The organism is Micromonospora sp. NPDC001898 (genome assembly GCF_042891255.1).
Taxonomy (GTDB): domain Bacteria; phylum Actinomycetota; class Actinomycetes; order Mycobacteriales; family Micromonosporaceae; genus Micromonospora.
Map to the genome: position 1 here is coordinate 125,322 of NZ_JBIATC010000006.1, position 19,277 is coordinate 144,598.

Genomic DNA, 19,277 nt, shown 5'->3' on the forward strand with positions numbered 1-19,277 from the left:
CCGGCTCGGATCGGGCCGGCCTTGGGGGCCCGCCGTCAGGTGGTCGAGCGCAGTACCGCCTCGGTGATCTTCTGGCAGTTCTTCATGCCGTACTCGTAGCCCATGTTGATCGGATAGCGGACCATCACGCCCATCGTCCAGTTGTCGCCGATGGCCAGGCAGTTGATGTGCATCTCCTGCTCCTTGGTCCGATCGATCCAGCCGTTCTTGATGGCGATCTTCTTCCGTTCCGCCTCCGGGAACGCCTTGCGGATGCCGAAGTCACCGGCCCCCCGGACGAGCCGCATCTCGTTGACCAGCCACTTCGTCCACTCCGGGCCGGCCGCGCGACCGTCGGAGATGCACGCGCCGAGTCGCGCGGTGTCCCGGGGGGAGAGGGCGGTCCGGCTCCAGCCCCCGTCGGCGGCGACGCTGCTGTCGGTGGTCTTGCAGATGGAGATCAGCCGCTTGATCGACGCGGACCGGCCGACGGAGTTGTAGAACTGCTCGGCGCGGGTGTTGTCGCTGTCCCGGATGATCCTGGTGGCGTCGGCGAGCTTCGCGTCGCTCGGCGTCTGCCCGGACTTGTCGGCCAGGCGCAGGTAGTCGGCGACGATCCAGGCCTTGATCAGCGACGCGGTGGTGTTGGTCTCGTCCATGTTCGCCGAACCGATGATCTTCCCGGTCCGGGTGTCCAGCACGCTCCAGGCGTACCAGCCCTCGATGTCGAGGTCGATCTGCTTGTCGGCGAACGGCAGCGGCTCCAGAGACGGCGACGGGCTGGCCGTGGGGCTGGGACGCGAGCTGCGGTCCGGCGGGGCGGTAGCCGCGCGGTCGACCGGGGCGGACGGGTCACCCCACTTGGCGGCGGCGGCCGAGGCCAGCGGGGAGCCGGGCATCAGCCGCAGCGACACCAGCACCAGCCCGATCAGGACGACGGCGATCACGATCAGCCGCAGCGGTGAGGCATCCCCGCCGTGGGCCCGGCGGTTTCCCGCCATCAGAGCTTCCCGACCGGCTGCTGCGGCACCTTGAGCGCGGCGCCCGGCTGCGGGGTGACCAGTTGGGTCGCCACGCTGGCGCAGACCTTCGCGCCGTAGGACAGACCGCTCTTCTGTGGGTAGCGCAGCATGACGGCGAGGCTCCACTTCTTGGTTACCGCAAGGCAGTTGACGTGCCAGTTCCCGTCGTAGTTCAACGGCGTCCAGCCGTTCTTGATACTGACCGGGCCCTGCGCCTTGATCTCGGCCGGCAGGCCGTCGACGATGCCCCACTTGCCGCCGCCGGACTTCAGCTGCTGCTCCTTGATGCTGCCGCGAACCTTGCTCATCTCGTCCAGCAGGTACGACGTCCACTTGGGGCCGGCGGCCGTGCCGTCGGCGACGCAGTCGCCGAGCCGGACCGCGTCCCGGGGTGACATCCGGGTGAAGCTCCACCATCCGACGTAGCCGGGCACGTTGCCGGACTTGGTGTCGGTCAGTCCACAGGTGCTGATCATCCGCTTGACGGTCGCGGCTTTGCCGACTGCCGCGTACAGCGCGTTGGCCGCGTCGTCGTTGCTGTCCCGGATCGCCGTGGTGATCTGCTTCCTTCGCTCGGCGGACAGCGGCTTGTCGCCGAGTTGCCGCAGATAGTCGGCGGCGAACCAGGACTTGATCATCGACTCGGTGGAGTTGGTCGAGGCCAGGTTCTTCGAGCCGGAGATGGTGCCGGTGGTCCGGTCCATCAGGGCCCAGGAGAAGAACTCGCCGGAGAAGTTCATCGAGACCGGGCCGGCGGCCAGGGTCGGCGGCGGTGGGGCGGTCGGCTCGGGGGCCGCCACGCTCTGCGCGCCCCCGCCTGATCCGCCGGTGTCGTCGTCGGAGAACTGGGCGTAAGCGGCGGGAACCAGCATGGCGCTGCCGAGGAGGACCGCCACGACGGCGAGCACCATGGCCACGCGAGGTCGCATGAGTGGATGAGCTCCAGATGTCAGGGCCGGGGGGCCCGGTCGTTTTCACGAAAGGGTCGGCGTGATCGCCGAGGCCGGGGGAAGCGGCCTCCGTCTGGCGCTGGCAATCGTCGGCAGCCGATCGGTGTGACCGGCAAAGTCTACGTCCGGACGGCCCTGACGCCAGGATCCGACGCCGGTCAGGTTGCTATGAAGGCGGGATAATGGCCCGCTTTGCCGTTCTTGGTGGCTTTCACCTTTGTTTAGTGACCCATGTCATAGCCTCGATTCGACCTGTGCCAACACCGAAAGTGACTGTTCGTGACGGAAGGTGTCTTCGGAAACCTATGACACCCTCTGGTGTCAGAAGTTGCGAGCTGTAACACTTGCTGTCATGTATGGCAACGACTTCCCCGCCCCGGACGACGCGCCCGGCGGCAGCCTGCTCGGCGAGGTGGAGGCGGCGGAGGCGGCGCTGCGGGAGGCAGCGGCCCGGCGGCGCGGTGGCGCCCCCGGCCCGGACACCGACCTGGAGGCGTACTTCGCCGACGTGATCGACGCCGACCAGAAGATCGAGCCCCGTGACTGGATGCCCGAGGCGTACCGGAAGACGCTGATCCGGCAGATCGCCCAGCACGCGCACTCCGAGATCATCGGGATGCAGCCGGAGGGAAACTGGATCAGCCGGGCGCCCTCGCTCAAGCGCAAGGCGATCCTGCTGGCCAAGGTGCAGGACGAGGCCGGGCACGGCCTCTACCTGTACGCCGCCGCGGAGACCCTCGGCATCAGCCGGGACGAGCTGGTGCGGCTCCTCCTCGACGGCCGGCAGAAGTACAGCTCGATCTTCAACTACCCGACCCTGACCTGGGCGGACGTGGGCGTGGTCGGCTGGCTGGTGGACGGCGCGGCGATCGTCAACCAGGTCCCGCTGTGTCGCTGCTCCTACGGGCCGTACGCCCGCGCGATGATCCGGGTCTGCAAGGAGGAGTCGTTCCACCAGCGGCAGGGCTACGAGATCCTGCACATCCTGGCCCACGGCACCCCCGACCAGAAGGCGATGGCGCAGGACGCGGTCGACCGCTGGTGGTACCCGTCGCTGGCCATGTTCGGCCCGCCGGACGGCGACTCCACCCACTCCGCCCAGTCGATGGCGTGGAAGATCAAGCGGTTCTCCAACGACGAGCTGCGGCAGCGCTTCGTCGACATGTGTGTGCAGCAGGCCGAGATCCTCGGCCTCACCCTGCCCGACCCCGCCCTGCGCTGGAACGACGAGCGGCAGGCGTACGACTACACCCAGCCCGACTACGACGAGCTGATGCGGGTGATCAAGGGCCAGGGGCCGTGCAACCGGCAGCGGATGGAGCACCGCCGGCGCGCCCACGCCGACGGTGCCTGGGTGCGCGAGGCTGCCACGGCGTACGCCGCCAAACAGGCGGAGAAGAAGGAGAAGGTAGCCGCATGACCGAGCAGTCCCCGCTCTGGGAGGTGTTCGTGCGGGCCCGGCGCGGGCTGGCGCACACCCACGTCGGCAGCCTGCACGCCCCCGACGCCGAACTGGCCCTGCACAACGCCCGGGACCTGTACACCCGCCGCCAGGAGGGCGTCTCCATCTGGGTGGTGCCGGCCGGCGCGATCAGCGCGTCCAGCCCGGACGAGAAGGATGCCTTCTTCGACCCGGCGGCCGACAAGGTCTACCGCCACCCCACCTTCTACGAGGTCCCGGACGGGGTGGCCCACCTGTGAACGGCCCCTTCGACTTCGCCCTCGCCCTCGGCGACGACGCGCTGGTCGCCGCGCAGCGGCTCGGGGAGTGGACCACCCACGCCCCCGAGATGGAGGAGGACATCGCGCTGGCCAACGTCGCCCTCGACCAGCTCGGCGCGGCCCGGCTGCTGCTCACGTACGCGGGTGAGCTGGAGAGCGCCGGCCGGGACGAGGACGCGCTGGCGTACCTGCGCGACGACCGGGAGTTCCGCAACTGCCTGCTGGTCGAGCTGCCCAACGGCGACTTCGCGGTGACCGTGGCGAAGCTGTTCTTCCTGTCGGCGTACCAGCTCCCGCTGTACGCCGCGCTGGCCGGCTGCGCCGACGAGCGGCTCGCCGCGATCGGGGCCAAGGCGCGCAAGGAGTCCGCGTACCACCTCGACCACGCCTCGCTCTGGGTACGGCGGCTCGGCGACGGCACCGCCGAGTCGCACCGCCGGATGCAGGCCGCCGTCGACCAGGTCTGGCCGTACGTCCACGAGCTGTTCGCGCCGTTCCCGGGCGCGCCGGTCGACCCGAGCACCCTGCGCGCGGCGTTCGACGCCGCCGTGGACCCGGTGCTCGCCGAGGCCACGCTGTCCCGGCCGGCGGACGGCTGGGCGCCGGCCGGCGGACGGGACGGCCTGCACACCGAGCACCTGTCGTACCTGCTCACCGAGATGCAGGTGCTGCACCGCGCCCACCCGGGGGCGAAGTGGTGAGCGCGAGGAGCGCGGCGAAGCGGAGCCCCGCAGGCAGGAACGGCGGGCGGCCGTGGTGAGTCCGAGGGAGGCCGTGGCGGCGGTGCTGGACCCGGAGATCCGGGTGATCACCATCGACGAACTCGGCATCCTGCGGGCGGTCGACGAGGACCCGGCCACCGGCCGGGTGGCCGTGACCATCACCCCCACCTACACCGGCTGCCCGGCGATGGACATGATCCGCGCCGACATCCGCCGGGCGCTCGCCGCCGCCGGCCACCCCGACGCCGAGGTCCGTACCGTCTACAGCCCGGCGTGGAGCACCGACTGGATCTCCGAGACCGGTCGGGCGAAGCTCGCCGACGCGGGCATCGCCCCGCCGGCCCCGGTCCGGTCCGGTCCGGTCGTGCCGCTGACCCTCGCCGTCCGCTGCCCGCGCTGCGGCTCCCCGGAGACCGAGCAGATCAGCCGGTTCGGCTCCACCGCGTGCAAGGCGCTCTGGCGCTGCCGTTCCTGCTCCGAACCCTTCGACCACCTGAAGGCGCTGTGACTGTCACGATCACCCGCCCGGTCCGTCGCCGGCCGGCCTTCCACCCGCTGCCCGTCGCCGCCGTCGACCGGCTCACCGCCGACGCCGTGGCGGTCACCTTCGCCGTGCCCGAGGAGCTTCGGGAGACCTTCGCGTTCCGCGCCGGCCAGCACCTCACCGTGCGGCGTGTCGGGGAGGACGGCGAGGACGTACGGCGGTCGTACTCGATCTGCTCGACGCCCGACGACCTGGCCCGGCACGGCCGGCTGCGGATCGGGGTGCGGGAGATTCCCGGTGGCGCGTTCTCCGCGTACGCCTGCGGCGCCCTGCGCGGTGGTGACACCGTCGAGGTGCTGCCCCCGCTCGGGCACTTCACCACGGCGTTCGCGCCGGACCGGGCCCGCCGCTACGGCGCGGTGGTCGCCGGCTCCGGCATCACCCCGGTGCTCGCGCTGGTCGCCACCGCCCTGGCCGTCGAGCCGGCCAGCACCTTCACCCTGGTGTACGGCAACCGCTCGGCGAACTCGGTAATGTTCGCCGAGGAGTTGGCGGACCTGAAGGACCGGTATCCGACCCGGCTGCACCTGGTGCATGTGCTCTCCCGCGAGCGGGGCGAGTCGCCGCTGCTGTCGGGCCGGATCGACGCCGGGCGGCTGGGTTGGCTGCTGGAGACCATCGTGCCGGGCGACGCGATCGAGGAGTGGTTCCTCTGCGGCCCGTACGGGATGGTGGTCGACGCGAAGGCGGTGCTGGCGGAGCGCGGCGTGCCGGAGTCGGCGGTGCACACGGAGCTGTTCCACGTCGCCGAGGCCCCCGCGCCGCCGCGCCGCCCGGCCGACCGTCCCGGAGCCGGGGCGGAGGTGACGATCGTGCTCGACGGCCGGTCGTCGTCCTTCACGATGGGCCGTGAGGAGCGGGTGCTCGACGCGGCGCTGCGGGTGCGCGGCGAGCTGCCGTACGCGTGCAAGGGCGGGGTCTGCTCGACGTGCCGGGCGAAGGTCGTCGACGGCGAGGTGACGATGGCCCGCAACTACGCGCTGGAGCCGGACGAGGTGGCGGCCGGATACGTCCTGACCTGCCAGTCCAGCCCGGTCACCGACACCCTCACGGTCGACTACGACGCCTGACGGCACGGCGGTCATGCCTCCGAGTTTTCTCGGAAGTTTGCGTTGCCCTGCACTCTGCAGGTTGTGACTTAACTGATGGACGGCGCAACGCCGGCACCCCAGCTACCGGCTGCGAAGCTCGGCATCGAGTGGATTGGGCCCGGCAGTTCAGTTATCGGCGGGGGCAGCTGAGCCGTCGGCACCTCCCAGTCGTCGTACTGACGTGTCCCGCCTGCGTGACCCTCGACCTGGTCGGAGTGTCCCCCCCTCGCCCTCGCCCCCCGCCCCCCGCCCCCCGCCCCCGCCCCTCGCCCCCGCCCCCCGCCCCCGCCCTCCGCCGAACCCGCCCGGAGTTGTCCACATTCCGGGAGTTTCGTTCCGCGACTTAGGATGACCGGAGATCTTGGTAGCAAGCGGCCCCTCCAGGGGCCGTTTCGTTCCAAGATCTCCCGCGCGGTCAGTCATGGCCAGGTCTGGCGGCGAAAATGGCGCTCCTGGTCGTGGTGCGTGAGATGAGGGCCTGGGCCTCGGTTCGAGAACTTCGATGACCTTCTGAAACGGTGCTGCCTGCGCTCCCATCGGGCGCATCACCAGGCAACCGGGGTTCTCGCACAGCCCCGACGGACCCGGTTCCGCCGGTCGACGATCTTCATCGATCCAGGGCCGAGGATGAGCATCCCTGAGCTGTCGGGCGCGACCTGGCGCAAGTCCACCCGCAGCGGCTCCAACGCTGACTGCGTGGAGTGGCCACGCTGGCGCGGGCGGTCGCCGTACGCGATTCGAAGGACCCGGCCGCGCCGGGTGCTGGCCTTCGACCCACCTGCTGGGCCGCCTTTGTCGTCGGCGTACCGAATCGGTCCTGATTGCCCGGCGGCAGGTGACTGCCCCGATACCCCCGCCGCCGGCTGCCCTCTCAGGCCAGCAGCGGGGTGAGCAGGCGTGCCGGGTCTACGGTGGTGGGCCGGTCGCTCACCTGGCCGTCCCCCAGCTCGATCACCCGCCACACCCCGTCGTCGCGCAGTCCCAGGTCGACCGTGACGAAGGGCAGTCCCAGGCTGGCCACCAGTGGCGCGACGCCGGTCAGGTCGGGGTCGACGGCGGGGGGTCGGTCCGGGGTGTCCGGGTGCGGGCCGACCAGCACGCACCGGCCGTCCCGCCACCAGGTCCGCACCTCCGCCGAGGTGAACAGCTCGAAGCGGCGCAGCACGAAACCGCCCACGAAGTCGTCCTCGCGGAGCTGCCGGAACCGGCGGGCCACCGCCCAGGCGGCCTCGGGGTCGGCCAGATCGGGTATGAAGGCCGCCTCGTCCCAGTGGTGCTTCATCGACTTGCAGTAGTCGCGGAGCACGGCCGGGCCGCCGCCCAGCGTGGCGCGGGCCCGGTCGAACGCGTCCCGCCCGTCCCCCACGGTCCACGTCGTGGCCGGCGTCACGGGCCTCAGCTCCGGGTACCAGCCGGGCAGTTCGTGCGCCCGCCGGTACTGCTCGGCGCCGGTACGCAACGTGACGCCCCGCGTGGCCAGCGCGTCCGCGAAGGCGGCGTACCGCTCGGAGCGGAGCATCCAGCCGCGGTAGACCGCCTCGGTCTCCTCGGGCAGTTGTCGCAGGGCGGCGTCGGCGTCGCCCCGGGCGAGCGCGTCGTGGTCGACGACCGCGACCGGCACGCCGGCCTCCCGGGCGGTCGTCGCCTCCGGCGCGAAGTGCGGTTCCGGTCGGCGGGGCCGGAGCGGGTCGGCGGGTACCAGCAGCAGCATCCCGCCATCCTCCCCGGGCCCCGCCACCCGCGCGGGCGTCAGCTCGGGGCCTTGACCTGGCCGTCGAATGCGATGCTGCGCCAGAGGTCGAACTGGCGGTCGTTGCCGACCAAGGGGTTGCCGACCAGCGCGACGGCGGCGTGCACCTCCTCGTCGTTGCGGAGTTGGCGGAAGTAGCCGGCACCGACCAGGGCGATGCCCCGGCCGGGTGACTGGATCAGCCTCATGTCGTCCTTCCAGAGGTCGAGCGGGGGTGGGGTGGTCTGCCCGCGGGCCCGGGCGATGAGCGCCTGCGCGGTGGCCTGCGCGGCGTCGTAGCGGTCCGGGAAGGCGGAGCGCTGCACGCCCTGCGCCACCCGCCCGGCCGACCAGCCGGGGTTGGCGGCGGCCAGCGGAACGGCCCGGACGAAGAACGAGTTGGCCGCGTACGCCACGTTCATGATCTGCGCGGGGGTGCCCCAGCCCTGGGAGGGACGCTGCTGGAACACGCCCAGCGAGTCGGAGTCGCCACAGGGCAGGTTGTTCATCCGCGACTCCACCCAGCCGGCCTCGAAGCCGGCGAGCAGCACCCGATCGTTGACCGACAGCCCGATGGCGACCTGGTAGACGGCGGTCAGGACGGCGTCGTCGGCGTTCGGTGGGATCGACGAGCAGGCGGCCTGGGCCGGCTCGCCGGAGGCCGCCTGGGACAGCCCGACGCCAGTGGCGACCAGGGCGGCTCCGCTGGATGCCAGGGCGAGCGCCTGGCGGCGGGAGTACGTGTTCATCGTCGGTGTCAGGCCGACGGGGCCTTGACCTGGCCGTCGTAGGCGATGCTGCGCCAGAGGTCGAACTGGCGGTCGTTGCCGATCAGGGGGTTGCCGACCAGCGCGACGGCGGCCGTCACCTCCTCGTTGTTGCTGAGCTGGCGGAAGTAGCCGGGGCCGACCAGGGCGATGCCCCGGTTGGTGGACTGGATCAGCCTCATGTCGTCCTTCCAGAGGTCGAGGGGTGGGTTGCCGGCGAGTTGGCGGGCCACGTCGGCGCGCATCGAGTCGAGGTCGATGAAGGAGGGGTCGATCTTGCCGCTGGTGCTGGTCTCCCGGTGGCCCCTGGCGTAGCTGGCATCCCGGCCGAGCCGCCGCAGCACGGCGGCGGTCGCGAGCACCGAGGCGGAGTACTGGGCGTTGGTCATGGCCTGGTCGACCCCGTTGTAGTCGATCTCCCAACCGACCATCAGGGTGTTGCCGTCGCCGGCCGGGATGGGGCCGCTGCCCCGGCTGACGCCGGCGTGGTTGGCCCGCCCGCCCGAGATGACGTGGAAGACGCCGTTGTAGTCGACCAGCGCCTGACAGAGCGGGCCGGGCAGGTCGGACCGGCCGTTGATGCAGATGTTCAGGGCGGGGTGCGGGTTGGCGGCACTGGAGGTGGCCGCGGTGTGGTGCCAGAGCACGCCGATCGGGGCGAACGAGCTGCCGGCGACCCGGCCGAGCCAGTTGCCGTGTTCGACCACGGTGACGCCGGCGCCGCGGAGCACGTCGGCGAGCCAGGGGATGGTGGCCATCAGGCCGTGATCAGGTCGGCGAGACACTCCGGGGTCGGGGTCGTCGCCGCCTGCGCCGGCTGGCTCACCGTCACCAGGGCCAGCGCGGTGGCCGCGAGGGGTACGAGGCCGAGCAGCGCCCGGCGGGGCAGTGGGCGAGGGGCGGGGGGAGTCGGGTCCGTGATCATTCACGCATGTTAATTGATCGATCAATACCGGGTAAGTCCCCGCGCGTTTGCGGTCGCCCGGGGCGGGCTGTGTCGTGGTCGACAGGAGTCCGGTCCGGCCGGCCGGGGGCGGGGCGACGTAGGCTCGGGGGCGTGAGTGTGAGCCGGGAGATCGACGACATCCTGCAGCGCGGCGCGGACGGCGGGCGGATCACGCCCGAGGAGGCCCTGCTGATCTACACCGAGGCGCCCTTCCACGCCCTCGGCGAGGCGGCCGACGCGGTGCGTCGGCGGCGCTACCCCGACGGCATCGTCACGTACCTGATCGACCGCAACATCAACTACACGAACGTCTGCGTGACGGCGTGCAAGTTCTGCGCCTTCTACCGCGCCCCCAAGCACAAGGAGGGGTGGACCCACCCGACCGAGGAGATCCTGCGCCGCTGCGGCGAGGCGGTCGAGCTGGGCGCCACCCAGGTCATGCTCCAGGGCGGCCACCACCCCGACTACGGGGTGGAGTACTACGAGGAGCTGTTCTCCTCGGTGAAGAAGGCATACCCGCAGCTCGTCATCCACTCGATCGGGCCGAGCGAGATCCTGCACATGGCCAAGGTCTCCGGCGTCGGCCTCGACGAGGCCATCGCCCGGATCAAGGTGGCCGGGCTGGACTCGATCGCCGGCGCCGGCGCCGAGATGCTGCCGGATCGGCCGCGCAAGGCCATCGCGCCGCTCAAGGAGTCCGGCGCACGCTGGCTGGAGGTCATGGAGCTGGCCCACCGGCAGGGCCTGGAGTCGACCGCGACGATGATGATGGGCACCGGCGAGACCAACACCGAGCGGATCGAGCACCTGCGGATGATCCGTGACGTGCAGGACCGCACCGGCGGGTTCCGGGCGTTCATCCCGTGGACGTACCAGCCGGAGAACAACCACCTCAAGGGCCGCACGCAGGCCACCACGCTGGAGTACCTGCGGCTGGTCGCGGTGGCCCGGCTGTTCTTCGAGACCGTCCCGCACCTCCAGGCGTCCTGGCTGACCACCGGCAAGGACGTCGGCCAGCTCGCCCTGCACATGGGGGTGGACGACCTCGGCTCGATCATGCTGGAGGAGAACGTCATCTCCTCGGCCGGCGCCCGGCACCGCTCCAACCTGCACGAGCTGATCGGCATGATCCGCTCGGCCGACCGCATCCCGGCTCAGCGGGACACCCTCTACCGCCGGCTCGCGGTGCACCGCACCCCGGCCGACGACCCGACCGACGACCGGGTGGTATCGCACTTCTCGTCGATCGCCATGCCGGGCGGCGGGGCGGGCCGGCCGCTGCCGCTGGTCGAGGTCAACTGACCCACCGCGCACCGGCGGACACGCTGGGCGAGCGCTCACCGGCCGGTCGGCCGGTGAGCCGATCGGCGGTCCGGACAGTTCTGCTCGGCCTGTCGGACCTGGTGTGCGTCTTGTCGTCCGAAAGGGTCGCGCAGGCCAGCGCGGGTCGCTAACGTCCCCCGCGACGTGGTCCGAGGCTCAGTCCTCCATCGGCCCGTGGGGGCCGTTCACATAGAGCACGGCGGTGGGGGCGGGATGGTCGACCATCCCGCCCCCACCGTCTTGACGGCCGGGGCCGGACGGATGAATTGCCGTGCCGGCTCCTGGCGCAATCGATCTACCTCGGATAACGTCCGCTCGGTTCCGCAAAAACCCTCCTTCTTCCCTAACCCCGGGGGATCAATGACCTCGTTCCACCGTTCGGCCCTGGCCCGTGTCGGGGCCGTGGCGCTGCTGGCCGCCGGCGGCCTGGCCACCGTGGCGGCCCCGGCCCAGGCGGCCGACCAGGCCGACCTGGCGCTGGTCCCGCTCAGCCAGAACCTGGCCAAGGGCGTCGAGGCGGCCAAGGCCAAGCCGTTCAAGTTCACCGTCGACAACACCCGCAGCTCGGTCGCGGCCCGCGACGTCCGGGTCACCGTGGAGACGAAGGGCCTGACCAAGCGGGTCGGCTTCGTCGTCCCCGACGGCTGCGAGGTCTCCGGCACCGCCTTCACCTGCCTGCTCGGCGACCTGGCCGGCGGCACCAGCGAGGACTTCGGCATCCCGCTGTTCAGCACCGGCGGCCGGGGCAAGGGCGGCGCGCTGAAGGTGACGGTCGCCTCGTCGACCGCCGACCCGAACACGGACGACAACAGCGAGACCGTCGACGTCACCGTCACCCGCCCCGGCTACGACCTCACCTCCTGGGTGCAGGACGGGTACGCCAACGTCGTGGTCGACGGCGCGCAGAGCAACGAGCCGGACCTGAAGCCGATCCCGCGCGGCGCGACCGCACCGCTGGACTGGGCGATCTACAACGACGGCAGCCGCCGGGCGACCGGCGTCTTCTACGCCATCACGCTGCCGGCCAAGGTCAGCTTCGCGAAGCTGCCCGAGAACTGCGTCGAGCAGGAGATCGGCGGCCTGGCCCAGGCGTTCTGCGAGGACGCCGGTGCGGTGATCCGGCCGGGCGAGTACTACACCGACGACGTGCGGGTGAAGGTCGCCGACGACGCCGACCAGCCGGTGCTGCGCATCGGCGAACTCTTCGCGTACGGGCTGGACGAGGCGCAGGGCGCCCCCGAGGAGGAGCCGAAGGTCGCCTCGGCGGCCCAGCGTCGCGCCTTCACCGAAACGGACGAGGTCGACAACCAGGCCGTCTTCGACGTCTTCGTGGACCTGTCCGCCCAGCCCACCCCCACCCCGACGCCGACCGGCACCTCGACCCCGGGCCCGTCCGCCGAGCCGGGCGCGACCACCTCGCCGGGCACCGGCGGTGGCGGCGGCGGGCTTCCGGTGACCGGCGTGCAGGCCGGGTTGATCGGTGGCATCGGCGGCGCCGTGCTGCTGGCCGGAGGGGCGCTGCTGGTGCTCTCCCGCCGCCGCCGGGTGCTGCTGGTGACCCCGGGGGACGAGAGGGCGAGCAGCTGACCGTCGGGAACGACTGACGCGACGCGCCGGGACGGGCGGGGTGGGTGACCACCCCGCCCGTCCGCGTATCTCCGCAGCGCCGCCCCGGCATCGGTGGGCGGGGCGTCGGCTGGCAGAGTGGAGGGGTGAGCCTTACCCCGCAGGGCCAGCGCGCCAGCCTGGACAAGCAGCCGCACGAGGTCGCCGCGATGTTCGACGGCGTGGCCGCCCGCTACGACCTGACCAACACCGTCCTCTCCTTCGGGCAGGACCGGTTCTGGCGGCGGGCCACCCGGGCGGCACTCGGGCTCGGCCCCGGCGACCGGGTGCTGGACGTCGGCGCGGGCACCGGCGTCTCGACCGAGGAACTGGCCCAGTCCGGCGCGTACGCGGTCGGCGCGGACCTCTCTCTCGGCATGCTGCACGCCGGCAAGCGGTCCCGCCCCACGGTGCCGCTGCTGGCCGGGGACGCGCTGCGGCTGCCCTTCGCGGACGCCAGCTTCGACGCGGTGACCATCTCCTTCGCGCTGCGCAACGTGTCGGACACCGAGGCGGCCCTGCGTGAGCTGGCCCGGGTCACCCGGCCCGGTGGCCGGCTGGTGGTCTGCGAGTTCAGCACCCCGGTCAACCCGGCGTTCCGCACGGTCTACCTGTCGTCCCTGATGCGTTTCCTGCCGGGGGTGGCCCGCACGGTGTCCAGCAACCCGGACGCGTACGTCTACCTCGCCGAGTCGATCCGGGCCTGGCCGGACCAGCAGGCCCTGGCGGCGCGGATCGGCTCGGCCGGCTGGGGCCGGGTGGCCTGGCGCAACCTCACCGGCGGCGTGGTCGCCCTGCACCGCGCGGTTCGCGACTGAGTCGCTCCGACCGCGACGCGTTCCCGAATGTACGGAATTAGTCCACTTTGCCCGGTAGGCTTGCTCCGTGACGGGAGTAGAGCCGGCGCACGCGACGCCGAGCGAGGACGCCGCAGAACTCGTCGCCCAACTCAGGGCGTTGGCGGGGGTCGACCCGGCCGACGTCCGTCAGGTGGTGGCGGAGGTGCTGGCGGCCCTGGACCGCGCGGCCGGCGGCGCCCTGCGTGGCCACCTGCCGGAGGCCATCCGGGTCGATGCGGGTCTGGACGAGCCCACCTCCGCGCCGCTTTGACCCCTTTGTGGATCCCGGCAGCTCCCACCTCGGCAAGTTAGGGCCACCTAACCCGGCAGGGACGTTACGGCGGTCATAGACTCCACCCGACCGGCTTGTGAAGGATTTCACGAGCACGCGGGAGGAGGCGCAGATGACCGCGGTGGAGAACGACGCCGACGTGATCGTCGTGGGCGCCGGCCCTGGTGGCTCGGCGACGGCTTACCATCTGGCGCAGCACGGTGTGCGGGTGCTGCTGCTGGAGAAGACCGAGTTCCCCCGGGAGAAGGTCTGCGGCGACGGGCTGACCCCGCGCGCGGTCCGGCAGCTCATCCGGATGGGCGTGGACACCTCGCCCGAGGCGGGCTGGCTGCACAACCGGGGCCTGCGGGTGATCGGCGGTGGCGTCCGCCTGGAGTTGGACTGGCCGGACCTGGCCAGCTTCCCCAACTACGGCCTGGTCCGCACCCGGCTCGACTTCGACGACCTGCTCGCCCAGCGCGCCGTCTCGGCCGGGGCGAAGCTGCGCACCAACGTCAACGTGGTCGGTCCGGTGCTCGACGCCGACAACCGGGTGGTCGGGGTGGAGGCCGAGGTCGGCCCGGACAAGGAGCCCGCCACCTTCCGCGCCCCGCTGGTGGTCGCCGCGGACGGCGTCTCCGGCCGATTCCCGCTCGCCCTCGGGCTTGCCAAGCGGGAGGACCGGCCGATCGGGGTGGCTGTCCGGCGGTACTACCGCTCGCCGGCCAAGCACGACGACGACTACCTGGAGTCGTGGCTGGAGCTGCGCAGCAAGGCCAGCGGCGACAACCTGCTCCCCGGGTACGGCTGGATCTTCGGTCTCGGCGACGGGCGGGTCAACGTCGGCCTCGGCGTGCTCAACTCCTCGACCGCCTTCGGCAAGACCAACTACCGGCGGCTGCTCACCGACTGGCTGGCCAACACCCCCGAGGACTGGGGAATGACCGACGAGTCGAACGCCGAGGGGCCGATCCTCGGTGCGGCGCTGCCGATGGGCTTCAACCGGGTGCCGCACTACACTCGCGGCGTCATGCTGGTCGGCGACTCCGGCGGCATGGTCAACCCGTTCAACGGCGAGGGCATCGCGTACGCGATGGAGTCCGGAGAGCTGGCCGCGGAGGTCGCGGTGCAGGCCCTCGCCCGGCCGGCCGGCCCCGAGCGGGAGCGGGCGTTGATGGCGTACCCGCAGGAGCTGAAGGCCCGGTTCGGCGGCTACTACCGGCTCGGCGGGATTTTCGTGAAGCTGATCGGCCGTCCGGAGATCATGCGGATGGCCACCAAGCACGGCATGCCGCATCCAGCCCTGATGCGGTTCGTGCTCAAGCTGCTGGCCAACCTGACCGACCCGCGCGGCGGGGACGCGATGGACCGGGTCATCAACGCGATGACGAAGGCGGCGCCAGCCGTGTAGCACGAGGAGTGCCCGTGAGCCCGCAGGTCGCCGACGAGTGCGGGGCTCCGGCCGGACGGTCGACGAGGACCGCAGGCTGGGCAGGGATCGACCCCGCCGACAGCCGTCGTGAGGGACGTGAATAGTGTGATTTTGGCCAACCACCGCCGAGGGCAGGGAAGGACGAGCAGGAGACCACAATGACGCTCTCGCCTTACGCACCCATCATCGGGCTGTTCGCCCTCGCCGCGGCGTTCTCGCTGTTCTCCGTGGCCGCCGCCCGCTTCGCCGGCCCGCGCCGGTACAACAAAGCCAAACTCGAGGCGTACGAGTGCGGCATCGAGCCCAGCCCGCAGCCCGTCGGGGGCGGCCGGTTCCCGATCAAGTTCTACCTGACGGCGATGCTCTTCATCGTCTTCGACATCGAGATCATCTTCCTCTACCCCTGGGCGGTCTCGTTCGACGCCCTGCCGATCTTCGGCTTCGTGGAGATGGTCCTGTTCATCGTCGCGGTCTTCGTCGCATACGCCTACGTGTGGCGGCGCGGCGGCCTGGACTGGGACTGAGGGAGACACGCAGATGGGTATCGAGGAGAAGCTTCCCGCCGGCATCCTGCTCACCTCCGTGGAGTCGCTGGTCAACTGGTCGCGGAAGACGTCCTTCTGGGGCGCCACCTTCGGCCTGGCCTGCTGCGCCATCGAGATGATGGCCGCCGGTGGCCCGCACTACGACCTGGGCCGCTGGGGCATGGAGGTGTTCCGCGCCTCGCCCCGGCAGGCGGACCTGATGATCGTGGCCGGCCGGGTGAGCCAGAAGATGGCACCGGTCCTGCGCCAGATCTACGACCAGATGGCCGAGCCCCGCTGGGTGCTCTCGATGGGCGTCTGCGCCAGCAGCGGCGGCATGTTCAACAACTACGCCATCGTGCAGGGTGTCGATCACATCGTGCCCGTCGACATGTACCTCCCGGGCTGCCCGCCCCGGCCGGAGATGCTCATCGACGCGATCCTCAAGCTCCGCGAGAAGGTCATGCACGAGCCGCTGGGCCCGAACGGGCGCAAGATGCACGAGGCCCGCTTGGCGCGCGGCGACGTGCCGGTCGTCCCGTACGGCTCGATGCCGTCGTCGTACCGCAGTGACAAGGCCCGCCGCGCCGAGTGGACCAAGGCGGTTCGCGAGGGGCGCGAGGAGCAGCTGCGGATCGAGAACTGGATGAAGGCCCAGAACCACCTCCACCCGCACGGGGGCATCAAGTGAGCGCAGCTTCGAACACCGGCGGCCTGCCGGTCCCGGTGACGCCGGCCGGAGCCAGCAGCGGCGCGCCCGCCGAGCACCCGCCGGCCAGCCCGGCCGGGCGCGGCATGTTCGGCATCCACGGCTCGGGCGACGTCTCCGGCTTCGGTGGCCTGGTCCGCCCGCGCCAGCCGGTCGAGGAGACCCCCCGGCCGTACGGGGGCTACTTCGACGAGGTCCGCGACGCGCTGGAGGAGGCCTACCCGGCGTTCGGCGACGCGATCGAGAGGATCGTGGTCGACCGGGGTGAGCTGACCCTGCACGTCCGCCCGGAGCGGATCGCCGAGGTCTGCCAGGTGATGCGGGACGACCTCGCGCTGCGCTTCGAGCTGTGCTCCTCGGTGTCCGGGGTGGACTACCTCGGTGCGCACGAGCGCCGGCTGCACGTGGTCTACCAGCTCACCTCGATGACGTACCGCCGCCGGGTGCGGCTGGAGGCCGCGGTGTCCGCCGAGGACCCGCACCTGCCGAGCGTCACCAGCGTCTACCCGACCGCCGACTGGCAGGAGCGGGAGGCGTACGACATGTTCGGCATCATCTTCGACGGCCACCCCAACCTGACCCGGATCCTCATGCCGGACGACTGGGAGGGGCACCCCCAGCGCAAGGACTATCCGCTCGGCGGCGTCCCCGTCGAGTACAAGGGCGCGGAGATCCCGCCGCCGGACCGACGGAGGTCGTACCAGTGACGACGTCGAACTACGCGACCGAGCGCGAGACCACCGAGGGCCGGGTCTTCACCGTCACCGGTGGGGACTGGGACCAGATCGTCTCCGGCACGGACCCGATCAACGACGAGCGGATCGTCGTGAACATGGGTCCGCAGCACCCGTCCACCCACGGCGTGCTCCGGCTGATCCTGGAGCTGGAGGGCGAGACCGTCCGCGAGGCGCGGTCGGTCATCGGGTACCTGCACACCGGCATCGAGAAGAACCTGGAATACCGCAACTGGGTGCAGGGCACGACCTTCGTGACCCGGATGGACTACCTCGCGCCGCTGTTCAACGAGACGGCGTACAGCCTCGCGGTGGAGAAGCTGCTCGGCATCACCGACGACATCACCGAGCGGGCCACCACGATCCGGGTCCTGATGATGGAGCTGAACCGGATCGCCTCGCACCTGGTCTGGGTGGCCACCACGGCCATGGAGCTGGGCGCGATCAACATGATGCTGTACGGCTTCCGCGAGCGGGAGTACATCCTCGACATCTTCGAGAGCATCACCGGCCTGCGGATGAACCACGCGTACATCCGGCCGGGCGGCGTGGCGCAGGACGTGCCGGACGAGGCAATCGTCAAGATCCACAGGTTCCTCAAGATGATGCCGAAGAGGCTCAAGGAGTACGAGGATCTCCTCTCCGGCCAGCCGATCTGGATCGAGCGCACCACGAACGTCGCGGTGCTCGACGCGACCGGCTGCCTCGCGTTGGGCGTCACCGGCCCGGTGCTCCGCTCCGCCGGCCTCGCCTGGGACCTGCGCAAGACCATGCCGTACTGCGGCTACGAGACGTACGAGTTCGACGTGCCGACCCACACCGACGGCGACGTCTGGGGCCGCTACCTGGTTCGGCTCGCCGAGATCCGGGAGTCGCTCAAGCTCGTCGAGCAGGCGGTGGGCCGGTTGAAGCCGGGCCCGGTGATGGTCGCCGACCGCAAGATCGCCTGGCCGGCGCAGCTCGCCATCGGCGTCGACGGCATGGGCAACTCGCTGGAGCACGTCGCGAAGATCATGGGTCAGTCGATGGAGTCGCTGATCCACCACTTCAAGCTGGTCACCGAGGGCTTCCGGGTCCCGCCGGGCCAGGTGTACGTCGGCATCGAGTCGCCCCGCGGCGAGCTGGGCGTGCACGCCGTCTCCGACGGTGGCACCCGTCCGTACCGGGTGCACTACCGGGAGCCGAGCTTCGTCAACCTCCAGGCCCTCCCGGCGATGTCCGAGGGCGGCCTGATCGCCGACGTGATCGCCGGCGGCGCCTCGCTGGACCCCGTGATGGGTGGTTGTGACCGATGAGCTTCACCGAAACGACTCGCGAGCGGGCGCGGGAGATCGTCGCCCGGTACCCGGCCGACCGGTCCCGCTCGGCGCTGCTGCCGCTGCTGCACCTGGTGCAGTCGGAGGAGGGGTACGTCTCCCCGGCCGGCGTCGAGTTCTGCGCCGACGTGCTCGGCCTGAACAAGGCCCAGGTCGGCGCCGTGGCCACCTTCTACACGATGTACAAGCGCAAGCCGACCGGCGACTACCTGGTCAGCGTCTGCACCAACACGATGTGCAACGTGCTCGGCGGCCAGGAGGTCTACGACACCCTGGCCGAGCACCTCGGCGTCGGCCACGACGAGACCACCGCCGACGGCAAGGTCACCCTGGAGCACGCCGAGTGCCTGGCGGCCTGCGACTACGGCCCGGTGATGACCGTCAACTACGACTTCTTCGACGGCGTCGACCCGCAGACCGCCCTCGGGGTGGTCGAGGAGCTGCGTTCCGGCGGCCGGCCGATGCCGACCCGGGGCGCGCGGCTCTGCACGCTGAAGGAGATGGCGGTGCAGCTCGCCGGTTTCGCCGACGAGCGCGAGGGCGCGGTCGCCGACGGCGGCCCGGGCGAGCCCACCCTGCGCGGCCTGCGGCTGGCCGAGCAGCACGGCATCTCGGTGCCGGGCTACGACCCGAACACGCCGATCCGTAGCAAGGCGGAGGCGGACGCCGCCGCGGCGAGGGCGAAGGCCGCGGAGCAGGCGAAGCCGGCCCCCGCCACCACGGCGACCGGCAGCACCGCTCCCGACGTGAAGGCGCCGGACGCCAAGTCGCCCGAGGTACGGGCCGCGGAGACCCGGCAGCCGGACGCCCGGACCGCCGTGCCGGACGCGCCCGGCACCAAGGTTCCGGCCGACCCGACGCCCCCGGCACCGCGCGACGCGCGGGAGGCCGAGGCCGCCGGCGTCGCCGCGAACACGCCGGCCGGTGACGGCAAGCCCGCCGGCGACGAGGCCGGCGCGCAGGAGCGCTCGCTCAAGGAAGCGGCGGCATCCGCGGGTGCGAGGAGTGAGCTTGCGAGCCCCGGTCGCCCACGCGAGGAGCGAGCGGAGCGA

Annotated in this window: 20 protein-coding genes and 2 pseudogenes; 16 read left to right on the forward strand and 6 right to left on the reverse strand. The window is 71.4% G+C overall.

Annotation, left to right across the window (positions count from 1 at the left end; genetic code table 11):
* Nucleotides 1–35 precede the first annotated feature (35 nt).
* Both ACFYZF_RS15895 and ACFYZF_RS15900 read right to left on the reverse strand, forming a co-directional pair.
* A complete protein-coding gene (locus ACFYZF_RS15895; protein WP_387020732.1) occupies nt 36–980 on the reverse strand; it encodes a hypothetical protein in 945 nt (314 codons plus the stop codon).
* Nucleotides 980–1,930: a serine hydrolase gene (locus ACFYZF_RS15900; protein WP_387020735.1), complete on the reverse strand. Its 951-nt coding sequence runs from the start codon at nt 1,928–1,930 to the stop codon at nt 980–982. Before ACFYZF_RS15900 ends, ACFYZF_RS15895 begins: the two co-directional genes overlap by 1 nt.
* Nucleotides 1,931–2,303: 373 nt before the next feature.
* On the opposite strand from ACFYZF_RS15900, the gene paaA reads away from it, so the two are divergent.
* From paaA to ACFYZF_RS15930, 6 genes and pseudogenes are all read left to right on the forward strand, one after another.
* Complete coding sequence (paaA, locus tag ACFYZF_RS15905; RefSeq protein WP_387020738.1) at nt 2,304–3,371, forward strand: 1,2-phenylacetyl-CoA epoxidase subunit PaaA; 1,068 nt, start codon at nt 2,304–2,306, stop codon at nt 3,369–3,371.
* A complete protein-coding gene (gene paaB / locus ACFYZF_RS15910) occupies nt 3,368–3,652 on the forward strand; it encodes a 1,2-phenylacetyl-CoA epoxidase subunit PaaB (RefSeq protein ID WP_387020741.1) in 285 nt (94 codons plus the stop codon). The genes paaA and paaB overlap by 4 nt, the downstream gene beginning before the upstream one ends.
* A complete protein-coding gene (gene paaC / locus ACFYZF_RS15915) occupies nt 3,649–4,374 on the forward strand; it encodes a 1,2-phenylacetyl-CoA epoxidase subunit PaaC (protein WP_387020744.1) in 726 nt (241 codons plus the stop codon). Before paaB ends, paaC begins: the two co-directional genes overlap by 4 nt.
* A 52-nt stretch (nt 4,375–4,426) precedes the next feature.
* Nucleotides 4,427–4,903, forward strand: coding sequence for a 1,2-phenylacetyl-CoA epoxidase subunit PaaD (gene paaD / locus ACFYZF_RS15920; protein ID WP_387020747.1), 477 nt, complete (start codon nt 4,427–4,429; stop codon nt 4,901–4,903).
* On the forward strand, nt 4,900–6,009 hold the full coding sequence (gene paaE / locus ACFYZF_RS15925; protein WP_387020749.1) for a 1,2-phenylacetyl-CoA epoxidase subunit PaaE: 1,110 nt from the start codon (nt 4,900–4,902) through the stop codon (nt 6,007–6,009). Before paaD ends, paaE begins: the two co-directional genes overlap by 4 nt.
* Nucleotides 6,010–6,657: 648 nt before the next feature.
* Nucleotides 6,658–6,851: pseudogene (locus ACFYZF_RS15930) on the forward strand (DUF397 domain-containing protein).
* A gap of 50 nt (nt 6,852–6,901) precedes the next feature.
* On the opposite strand, the gene ACFYZF_RS15935 reads toward ACFYZF_RS15930, so the two are convergent.
* From ACFYZF_RS15935 to ACFYZF_RS15950, 4 genes are read right to left on the reverse strand one after another with little or no spacing between them, the layout of a single operon-like run.
* Nucleotides 6,902–7,741, reverse strand: coding sequence for an ATP-grasp domain-containing protein (locus ACFYZF_RS15935; protein ID WP_387020752.1), 840 nt, complete (start codon nt 7,739–7,741; stop codon nt 6,902–6,904).
* A 38-nt stretch (nt 7,742–7,779) separates the two neighbouring features.
* On the reverse strand, nt 7,780–8,508 hold the full coding sequence (locus ACFYZF_RS15940) for a hypothetical protein (protein WP_387020755.1): 729 nt from the start codon (nt 8,506–8,508) through the stop codon (nt 7,780–7,782).
* Nucleotides 8,509–8,516: 8 nt separating this feature from the next.
* Nucleotides 8,517–9,284 carry an N-acetylmuramoyl-L-alanine amidase gene (locus ACFYZF_RS15945; protein WP_387020758.1) on the reverse strand — a complete coding sequence of 256 codons (768 nt, stop codon included), beginning with the start codon at nt 9,282–9,284 and terminating at the stop codon, nt 8,517–8,519.
* Nucleotides 9,284–9,451, reverse strand: a complete 168-nt coding sequence (locus tag ACFYZF_RS15950; RefSeq protein ID WP_387020761.1) for a hypothetical protein — start codon at nt 9,449–9,451, stop codon at nt 9,284–9,286. Before ACFYZF_RS15950 ends, ACFYZF_RS15945 begins: the two co-directional genes overlap by 1 nt.
* A gap of 132 nt (nt 9,452–9,583) precedes the next feature.
* On the opposite strand from ACFYZF_RS15950, the gene mqnC reads away from it, so the two are divergent.
* The 10 genes and pseudogenes from mqnC to nuoE form a co-directional block, all read left to right on the forward strand.
* Nucleotides 9,584–10,774, forward strand: a complete 1,191-nt coding sequence (mqnC, locus tag ACFYZF_RS15955) for a cyclic dehypoxanthinyl futalosine synthase (RefSeq protein ID WP_387020763.1) — start codon at nt 9,584–9,586, stop codon at nt 10,772–10,774.
* A 381-nt stretch (nt 10,775–11,155) separates the two neighbouring features.
* Nucleotides 11,156–12,382, forward strand: coding sequence for an LPXTG cell wall anchor domain-containing protein (locus ACFYZF_RS15960; RefSeq protein ID WP_387020766.1), 1,227 nt, complete (start codon nt 11,156–11,158; stop codon nt 12,380–12,382).
* A gap of 125 nt (nt 12,383–12,507) precedes the next feature.
* On the forward strand, nt 12,508–13,218 hold the full coding sequence (locus tag ACFYZF_RS15965; RefSeq protein WP_387020767.1) for a demethylmenaquinone methyltransferase: 711 nt from the start codon (nt 12,508–12,510) through the stop codon (nt 13,216–13,218).
* A 67-nt stretch (nt 13,219–13,285) separates the two neighbouring features.
* Nucleotides 13,286–13,510 (forward strand): hypothetical protein, encoded by a 225-nt coding sequence (locus ACFYZF_RS15970; protein WP_387020770.1) that lies wholly within the window; start codon nt 13,286–13,288, stop codon nt 13,508–13,510.
* A gap of 133 nt (nt 13,511–13,643) precedes the next feature.
* Nucleotides 13,644–14,921: a geranylgeranyl reductase family protein gene (locus tag ACFYZF_RS15975; RefSeq protein ID WP_387020773.1), complete on the forward strand. Its 1,278-nt coding sequence runs from the start codon at nt 13,644–13,646 to the stop codon at nt 14,919–14,921.
* A 179-nt stretch (nt 14,922–15,100) separates the two neighbouring features.
* Nucleotides 15,101–15,466, forward strand: coding sequence for an NADH-quinone oxidoreductase subunit A (locus ACFYZF_RS15980; RefSeq protein ID WP_043961418.1), 366 nt, complete (start codon nt 15,101–15,103; stop codon nt 15,464–15,466).
* A 13-nt stretch (nt 15,467–15,479) separates the two neighbouring features.
* A complete protein-coding gene (locus ACFYZF_RS15985) occupies nt 15,480–16,157 on the forward strand; it encodes a NuoB/complex I 20 kDa subunit family protein (protein ID WP_387020776.1) in 678 nt (225 codons plus the stop codon).
* Nucleotides 16,154–16,882 (forward strand): NADH-quinone oxidoreductase subunit C, encoded by a 729-nt coding sequence (locus tag ACFYZF_RS15990; RefSeq protein ID WP_387020779.1) that lies wholly within the window; start codon nt 16,154–16,156, stop codon nt 16,880–16,882. The genes ACFYZF_RS15985 and ACFYZF_RS15990 overlap by 4 nt, the downstream gene beginning before the upstream one ends.
* Nucleotides 16,879–18,204 (forward strand): NADH-quinone oxidoreductase subunit D, encoded by a 1,326-nt coding sequence (locus tag ACFYZF_RS15995; RefSeq protein ID WP_387020781.1) that lies wholly within the window; start codon nt 16,879–16,881, stop codon nt 18,202–18,204. The genes ACFYZF_RS15990 and ACFYZF_RS15995 overlap by 4 nt, the downstream gene beginning before the upstream one ends.
* Nucleotides 18,201–19,217: pseudogene (nuoE, locus tag ACFYZF_RS16000) on the forward strand (NADH-quinone oxidoreductase subunit NuoE); the annotation flags it as partial. The gene ACFYZF_RS15995 and the pseudogene nuoE, both read left to right, overlap by 4 nt.
* Nucleotides 19,218–19,277: the final 60 nt, after the last annotated feature.